Source organism: Arthrobacter cavernae (assembly GCF_017368795.1).
GTDB classification, from domain to species: domain Bacteria; phylum Actinomycetota; class Actinomycetes; order Actinomycetales; family Micrococcaceae; genus Arthrobacter; species Arthrobacter cavernae.
This window is the reverse complement of record NZ_JAFNLL010000064.1, coordinates 1-6,926: the sequence shown is the minus strand read 5'-3', so window position 1 is coordinate 6,926 and position 6,926 is coordinate 1. Positions and strand designations below refer to the sequence as shown.

The 6,926-nt window shown below is 58.0% G+C and carries 7 protein-coding genes; 5 read left to right on the top strand and 2 right to left on the bottom strand.

All coding sequences use genetic code 11. The features are described from left to right. Positions 1 to 197 precede the first annotated feature (197 nt). Positions 198 to 584 carry a hypothetical protein gene (locus J1902_RS18160; protein ID WP_207617786.1) on the top strand — a complete coding sequence of 129 codons (387 nt, stop codon included), beginning with the start codon at positions 198 to 200 and terminating at the stop codon, positions 582 to 584. A 196-nt stretch (positions 585 to 780) separates the two neighbouring features. Here J1902_RS18160 and hxlA read toward each other — a convergent pair whose 3' ends face one another. Both hxlA and hxlB read right to left on the bottom strand, forming a co-directional pair. After that, a complete protein-coding gene (hxlA, locus tag J1902_RS18155) occupies positions 781 to 1,404 on the bottom strand; it encodes a 3-hexulose-6-phosphate synthase (RefSeq protein ID WP_207617785.1) in 624 nt (207 codons plus the stop codon). 56 nt (positions 1,405 to 1,460) lie between these two features. After that, the gene (gene hxlB, locus J1902_RS18150) at positions 1,461 to 2,060 is read right to left on the bottom strand and encodes a 6-phospho-3-hexuloisomerase (RefSeq protein WP_372434594.1); all 600 of its coding nucleotides are present in this window, start codon (positions 2,058 to 2,060) and stop codon (positions 1,461 to 1,463) included. 397 nt (positions 2,061 to 2,457) lie between these two features. On the opposite strand from hxlB, the gene J1902_RS18145 reads away from it, so the two are divergent. The 4 genes from J1902_RS18145 (at position 2,458) to J1902_RS18130 (ending at position 6,267) form a co-directional block, all read left to right on the top strand. Then, on the top strand, positions 2,458 to 3,177 hold the full coding sequence (locus J1902_RS18145; protein WP_242702194.1) for a FadR/GntR family transcriptional regulator: 720 nt from the start codon (positions 2,458 to 2,460) through the stop codon (positions 3,175 to 3,177). Next, positions 3,174 to 3,881, top strand: a complete 708-nt coding sequence (locus tag J1902_RS18140; RefSeq protein ID WP_207617782.1) for a cache domain-containing protein — start codon at positions 3,174 to 3,176, stop codon at positions 3,879 to 3,881. The genes J1902_RS18145 and J1902_RS18140 overlap by 4 nt, the downstream gene beginning before the upstream one ends. Positions 3,882 to 4,315: 434 nt before the next feature. Continuing rightward, on the top strand, positions 4,316 to 4,504 hold the full coding sequence (locus J1902_RS18135; RefSeq protein ID WP_207617781.1) for a hypothetical protein: 189 nt from the start codon (positions 4,316 to 4,318) through the stop codon (positions 4,502 to 4,504). A 278-nt stretch (positions 4,505 to 4,782) separates the two neighbouring features. Then, positions 4,783 to 6,267, top strand: coding sequence for an APC family permease (locus tag J1902_RS18130; RefSeq protein WP_207617780.1), 1,485 nt, complete (start codon positions 4,783 to 4,785; stop codon positions 6,265 to 6,267). The last annotated feature ends 659 nt before the right edge of the window (positions 6,268 to 6,926 follow it).

Below are 6,926 nucleotides of genomic sequence, written 5' to 3'. Positions count from 1 at the left end.
GCGCCGGTCCCGCGGATCCCGGAGGGGATTGCGGTACCCGGACCTCACACTTGAATCAACGAAAGTAACAGACATTGTTGGCTTCCAACTTTTCGACAGTCAGTGCGCCCGTCGGCCGACGGTCACGAGAGTATCTGCTCGCGGGTCTCTCCAAAGGGAACCGTGCAGCTGAGCGCGAGCGTGTACCGGCTAGGATCATGGCGGGTGACAAGGATGCCGGCAAACCGTTCGGGCATCGCTGCCTGCCGGAGCACGGCCTCTGCATCGTCGAGCAACTCGTAAAGTCGACCAGGCTCGGTGACAAGGACTTCCAAATGCTTGGTGGCCTGACTACGCATGATGAACAGCTTCCTTCCCAGGAACTAGGGTCCCCACAATGTCTCAACCCCTCATCGCTGGGGGTGTGCTGTGTCTTAGATCGAATACAGAATGACGGGATCACCACGAACAAACAGGCGACGGGAGCCGGTGCCATTCTCGATGACCCATATCAGTTCGCCGTCGTCGGCGCGGTCATCGACATAGCCTGCGTAAAGGAACGAATCGAAGGACCAGACTTCAACGCATTCCCCGTGCTGAAGTGAAGCCCACCCCCGGACAGGCTGCTGGTCGGGGAATCTGCGACTTCCCCTGGACGGTCCCGGTGTTTGTTGGCTCATGTCTTGTTCTTCCCGCCGAAACCGATGCCACGGCTGCGGGCCCCTGAAATGCCGGAGCCCGCTGCCGTGGGTGGCGTCCCGCGGCTCTTAAGGGTGCGGGACGCCACCGTGAGTCAGCAGGCTAGACGATCGCGGCGCGGAGCTGCTTGGCGGCCAGTGCCGGGTCGGCTGCGCCGTAGATGGCGCCGCCGGCGACAGCGACGTCAGCGCCGGCCTTCTGGACGTCCGCGATAGTTGCGAGCTTTACGCCGCCTGCCACGGAGAACGGAACGCGGGCTTCTGCTCCGGCTCGGAGCAGTCCGTTCAGGTCGAAGCCGGGCTTGGCCTGCTCGTCCAGGCCGGCGTGCATCTCGACGAACTTCGCACCCAACGCGCGGACTTCCTTGGCACGGGTAACCTTGTCTGCCACGCCGATGAGGTCAACGACAACACCCTTGTTGTGGGCCTTGGCAGCCTTGACGGCGCCGGCAATGGTGGAGTCGTCCGCTGCACCGAGCACGGTGACCAGGTCGGCGCCGGCCTTGAAGGCGATATCGGCTTCAAGTTCCCCGGCGTCCATGGTCTTGAGGTCTGCGAAAACAACCTTGTCCGGGTGGGCTTTCTTGATCGCGGTGATGGCGGAAAGCCCTTCAGCCTTGATCAGCGGGGTACCGAGTTCGATGATGTCCACGTATTCGGCAACCTGGCCGGCCAGTTCGAGGGCGGCTTCGGTGGTCAGGAGGTCGATAGCAACTTGGAGTTTCATGGTGTTGTTTTCTTTCTGTAGGGAACTGCGGTGGGTGTGGAAAATTGAGGGCTCGATTATTCGAGGTTGGCGTGCCTGAGCCAGAGCTCTTCGGCGGGTACGTCGGTGTTGTCCCAGAGGGACTGGAAGAGGGCTTCTGTGGTGAGGAAAAGAACCTGCTCGAAGAGCGACCCGGAGTACTGACGGGAAACGCTGGAGCCGTGGTCGGTCTTCTGGGCGGCGGGAATGATCACCAGCGCGTCGGCGAGGCCGGCGAGCGGGGAACTCGGGTTGGTGGTGAACGCGGCAATCCGCGCTCCGGCCTTCGCCGCTGTTTCCGCTGATTTGACCACGCCCGAGGTCGTTCCCGATCCGGAGGCCACCAGAAGCAGGTCGCCGGAACTGATCGCGGGAGTGGTGGTGTCACCGGCGATGTGGACATTCAGGCCCAGGTGCATCAGCCTCATTGCAGCCATACGCAGGACCAGGCCGCTTCGGCCCGCGCCGGCGACGAACACTCGTCCCGGCTGGCTGAGGTGGCGGGCCAGGTCGGCTACCTGCTGCTCGTCGATCTTGGCCGCTGTGTCCGCGATCTCGTCCCTGACGAGAGACAGATTGCGGACAATGTCACCAGCGGTGCTGTACCCGGTGAGCGTTGCATTTGCTGTCGGAGTCACGATTTGTCCCTTCGATTCGGTCATCAACCTCTTGCGGCCGATGGATGCTTTCCGGTTGATATCCATAGTGTCGAAGCGAAAGGGTAGGGGTAACACTGTTTTCTGACGGTTCTGACTACACTTTAGGATTGGTCCTTGTTGCCGGCCGGCCCTTGAGTCAGCGTTCAGCACCCTGGTCCATAAGCAGATCGTGCCCAACCAGTGGCTCCTGAGAAGGTGGTCCGGGCCCCCGTTGAAAGTCGCAGTCTTGAAGGATTTATTGCATAGACTCTGAAGAACGAGTTATGTCCTTGAGGAGCTGTGCGGACTGCTTGTTCTTGACCCGACCCTTAGCCCATTTTTGGAGCGCAGACTTTTGGCCTCGCAGACCCCATTTCAGTCGCAGATATATCGGTCCTTGCCGGAAATCGAGAGGGCCGATGCGATCGTCGACAGAATCACCAAGGCCATCGCCCTCGGGCTGCTCAAGGTAGGTGAACGCTTGCCCCCCGAAGCGGCACTCTCTGAGATGTTTGGGGTCGGCGGCCAGACCCTTCGCGAAGCTTTGGGGGAATTGCGCGAGCGGGGAATCGTCGAGACTCGTAGAGGCCGGAGCGGGGGAACCTTCGTCGTCAATCAGCCTCGAACCCAGACCGACACCATGCGGGATTGGTTTCTCTCGACGTCTATTTCGGAAATACGCGACCTCGGAGACGAACATTCCGCCATAGCCGCCACGACCGTTCGTCTGGCATGTGAGCGCGCGGAAGCACATGACTTCGACCGTCTTCAGGAGCTTGCGCGAGCATTGGTTCTGGCTACGACCCCTGAATCGCGTGCACCTGCTGACAGCCGCTTCCACATCGAGTTGGCGGTATCCGCGCAATCACCGAGGCTTACCGCTGCCGAAATCCGGCTTCAGGAAGAAACAGTTCAACAGCTATGGACCCCCTTCGCTGTCGGATTTGACCCCGAACAGGCAACCGCTGAACACTTGGAGCTGGTCCGGGCAGTGGCCCAGGACCAACCCGAAAAGGCCCAGAAACTAGTACTTGAGCACATCAGGCGAAACATTTTCCACCTGATTGACACGAAACTCACCCTCGGTTACGCCCAATCAATTCAGGATGGCCAATGAACCCCACCAGTGAAGTCGTACATGCTGCCAATGCCCTCACTTCGTGGATTCGCGGCGTCTCCACCGAGACTGAGGAACTCTCCAGAAACGTTGCCTCGCTGCTTGAGCGAAATCTCGTCGGAAAGTCCAGGGTGGATAAGGCTGCACTGCTCGGATTGGACGAAGTCTCACGGGAGTTCCTAGCGAAGAACACTTTTGCTGTCGGCGCCGGGACCTTCTTCGCCGCGGAATCCGTTGAGGAAGGCGCCAGGGTTTTGGAATGGTGGTCCCGCAAGGAATCCGGTGTCATCGGAAGGCTTGATTTTGACCTGACTCCCGGCAGCAACCGATATTACGACTACGAGAAGCTGCCGTTCTTCTCGACCGCCGCCTCCACAGGTGAGAAGTCGGTTTGGGGCCCCTATGTAGACTTTCTCGGCTTCGAGGAATACATCCTTACATTCGCGGCTCCGGTTTACGTGCATGGAAACTTTGCAGGAGTCGCGGCATGCGACATTCGGATCAAGGATCTGGAACCCCTCATCATGCCAACCCTGCGCGCCATCCCTGGCGATGCCGCCCTCGTCAACGCCAGCAACCGCGTCGTTCTCGGCAACTCTGGGATGTACCTGGTGGGCGAACGGATTAAATCCGGATCTCCAAACCAGCATCGAATGGCTCTGGATGTTCCCCACCTCGGGCTCTCATTGATCTACTCCACCTAGCCTCAGGCCGCCTGAAACAGGCGCGGATCATGCCTCGCTGATCTGGTACGTCAGGGGCGGTAGCCGGCGGGGATCACCCATGTCCGCTGGCCGGACAGACTCAACGTCTATGCCGGCCTGCGAGGTTGCCCGAGATCGACTCTCCTGACGAACGGCTAACAAGCAGCAAAATTAACATGAATAAAAACTGTTGCAATAGAGCTTTAAGGCTGTAACCTCGGGAGTGATCTGTTTCACAGGAGACGCCGCGGCGACGGTTCGAAGTCCTTCGATGGTTGTACGTGACCGCATCACGCCAGTAAAGCTCGGAGCAGAGCCCTGCCGACTCTCTAGTCATTGAAGTCATGGTCTGCGGCGATCTTCCAGGAGTCGTAACTGGTGCTATGCCCACCTAAGTTGAAGCATATTTCCCAGCGGTATTCAAAGGAGAGACCATGGAAACCCTCGTAGGAACACTCAGCAAGGCCGGATCCACCCACCAGGTAGAAGGCGGCTTTCTGGGACTGCCGTCGATGAACATGCCTGGAAGCGAAGCCGCAATCCTCAAGGGCATCACGGTGAAGTTTGAGACCACTGAGTATGGTCTGGGGTTCTTGGCCGGCGACCGCACCTTCGCACCCTAGAACCCACCCATGCGACGCCTGTGGCCGACCCAGGCATGCCCTGGCGGCATCTGCAAACCCGGGAACGCTCTCGGATCCAACGGCTAGTCTCGCCGTAAATAAGGTTTGACGAGAGCAAATGTAGGCCTGTCCCTATATCCGCGCATCCCCCGGTCTTCCACATCCTTGCATTTTGCCGGCAGGAGTGTCGCGGTTTCTTCACTGCCACTTCAGAGATTCAAGAAGTAAGTAATGCAACTAAGAATCTGACGACTTTACCTTATCTAAGGGAGATTGTTATGAGCAAAGAACGTTTGGATGAAGGCGATCACCTGAAAAGGTCGATCAACTGGAAGCAGGGCATGGCAATAGCACTGGGTGTTCCCATGCTGATTTTGCCATCGTTGGGTTACCTTCCGATGTATGTGTCTGCCGCGGCGATTCTTATCTGGGGCATATCGGTGCTTCAGGGTTTCGTGCAGAGCACCGCATACGCTGAAATGGCTACCACTTTTCCCAAGGCCTCCGGTCTGCCAGGTTTTGCCCAGCATGTATTTCGCACCGAAAACTACAAGGGCAAGTACGACAAGGGCAAGCTGATCGGCGGCTTCTCCGCCTGGAGCTACTGGTTTGGCTGGAACCCGATTCTGGCGATCTTCGCCATCCTGGTGGGCGGTTACCTTCATGGGTTGTTTCCGGTGCTGGGCGAGACATTTACCGAGTATCAGCTCGCATTGATTTCAGGTCTGGTGATTTTCGCCGGGTTGTTCGTGGTCAATTGGTTCGGTCTCAAGGATGGCGCCCTCCTGGGTTACATCTTGGCGGCGGTGTCTCTGATACCGCTGGTTATCCTGGCCGTGGCGCCTTTTGCTACCGGACACGTTGAGTTGACCAACATCACCGGCAGCTGGTGGCCAACCGACTGGGCCTGGGATATGCACCATATCCTGATGCTCTTCGGCATCTTCGCGATTGCACAGTGGAGTGCCTGCGCCTGGGAGACGGCAGCCATTTACGGCCCTGAATACAAGAACCCTTCCAAGGATGTCCCCAAGGCGCTGCTTGCCTGCGGCCTCATCTGCTTCGTTTTGTATGTGCTGCTGCAAACGGCAGTGATCGGTGTGCTTGGTGTTGAGGGTGTACAGGCCGAGTCTGTATCGCCCCTGATTCCAGTGGCCCAGGCTGTCTTTGGCGAAGCCGGCTCAATCATCACCATCATCATGTTGATCGCGGCCATGATCCTCATCATCCAGACGGCTTATCTGGGGTCCTCCCGCGCCATGCACTCCATGTCGATGGAAGGCAACCTTCCCAGGGTTTTCGGTAAAACGAATCGCCAGGGGACTCCGTTTGTTGCCATGTTGGTTATCGGAGCCTTTAACTTGGTGCTGATCTCCATGGGAAACGCCGCGGCAATTCTTGCGGCGTCGGCGATTGGTTACACCTGCGCCAACGGCATCAGCCTCTTCGCCTATGTCAGAGCTAAAAAGCACCCGGCCTTTGCTAATTTGGAAAGGCCCTTCAAAGCCCCCAAGGGCTGGAAAAATGTCTCCATGTTCTTTGGCCTGTTCAATGTGCCACTGTGTGTGGTCGGCGTGGTCTACCTGAACAGCCTGGAAATCGGCTGGACCTCAACCTGGGTTGGCTTCCTCGTATTGGCACTCTATATACCCATCTGGTTGTACTCCCAGCATGAATCAAGGCGCGCGAACTCTGAAGCAATCATTGCTCCCCCTTCAGATCATGCTGCCGAAGACCCGGAGAAGGTCCTGGATCTCAGGTAACGGTTTTCAGAGATAGGAAGGCGGGCCGGGCAACAACCGGCCTGCCTTCCTATCTCCGTGCCCCGGAGCAAACGGCCCCCTTGAACGATCAGAATCGCAGGAAGGGGCCGTAGCGACTGCAATCCGCCCCGGTAAGCAGTGGCCGCCGGCAGCTGCGCGGCGTTGGAGATCCTGTGCGCCGTTGCCCGTGCCGAACCGCGCCACGATCTTCCCGGAGTCGCCAGTAGCGTCCAGGGCCGAGGTTGACGGTCGCGAACCCGCTGCCTGGATGCTTCGCGGGATGTCAAGAGTAACGGGAAAAAATTAACCTGAACTCCTGCCAGATTAATTCCTAAAAAAGACTGGACTAGATGAATTTTGTCGCGTAGTTTTGCTTGTGGGACGAGCGTACGTGATTGGCATCACACCGGCAAAACTCGGAGCAGAGTTGGGCTGGTCCTCTGGAAGTAGAGGATGTCGAGATTGCAGACGATCCCACCGCACCCCGAGCGGGGTTCTGACTTGATCTACAAAACAGTCTCACCTGCAATAAATCAACATTTCTGACAGATCTTTCCAACACAGGAGTAATCATGGAAACCACTCTCGTAGGAACACTCAGCAAGGCCGGATCCATCCACAAAGTAGAAAACGGCTTCATCGGACTGCCGTCGATGAAC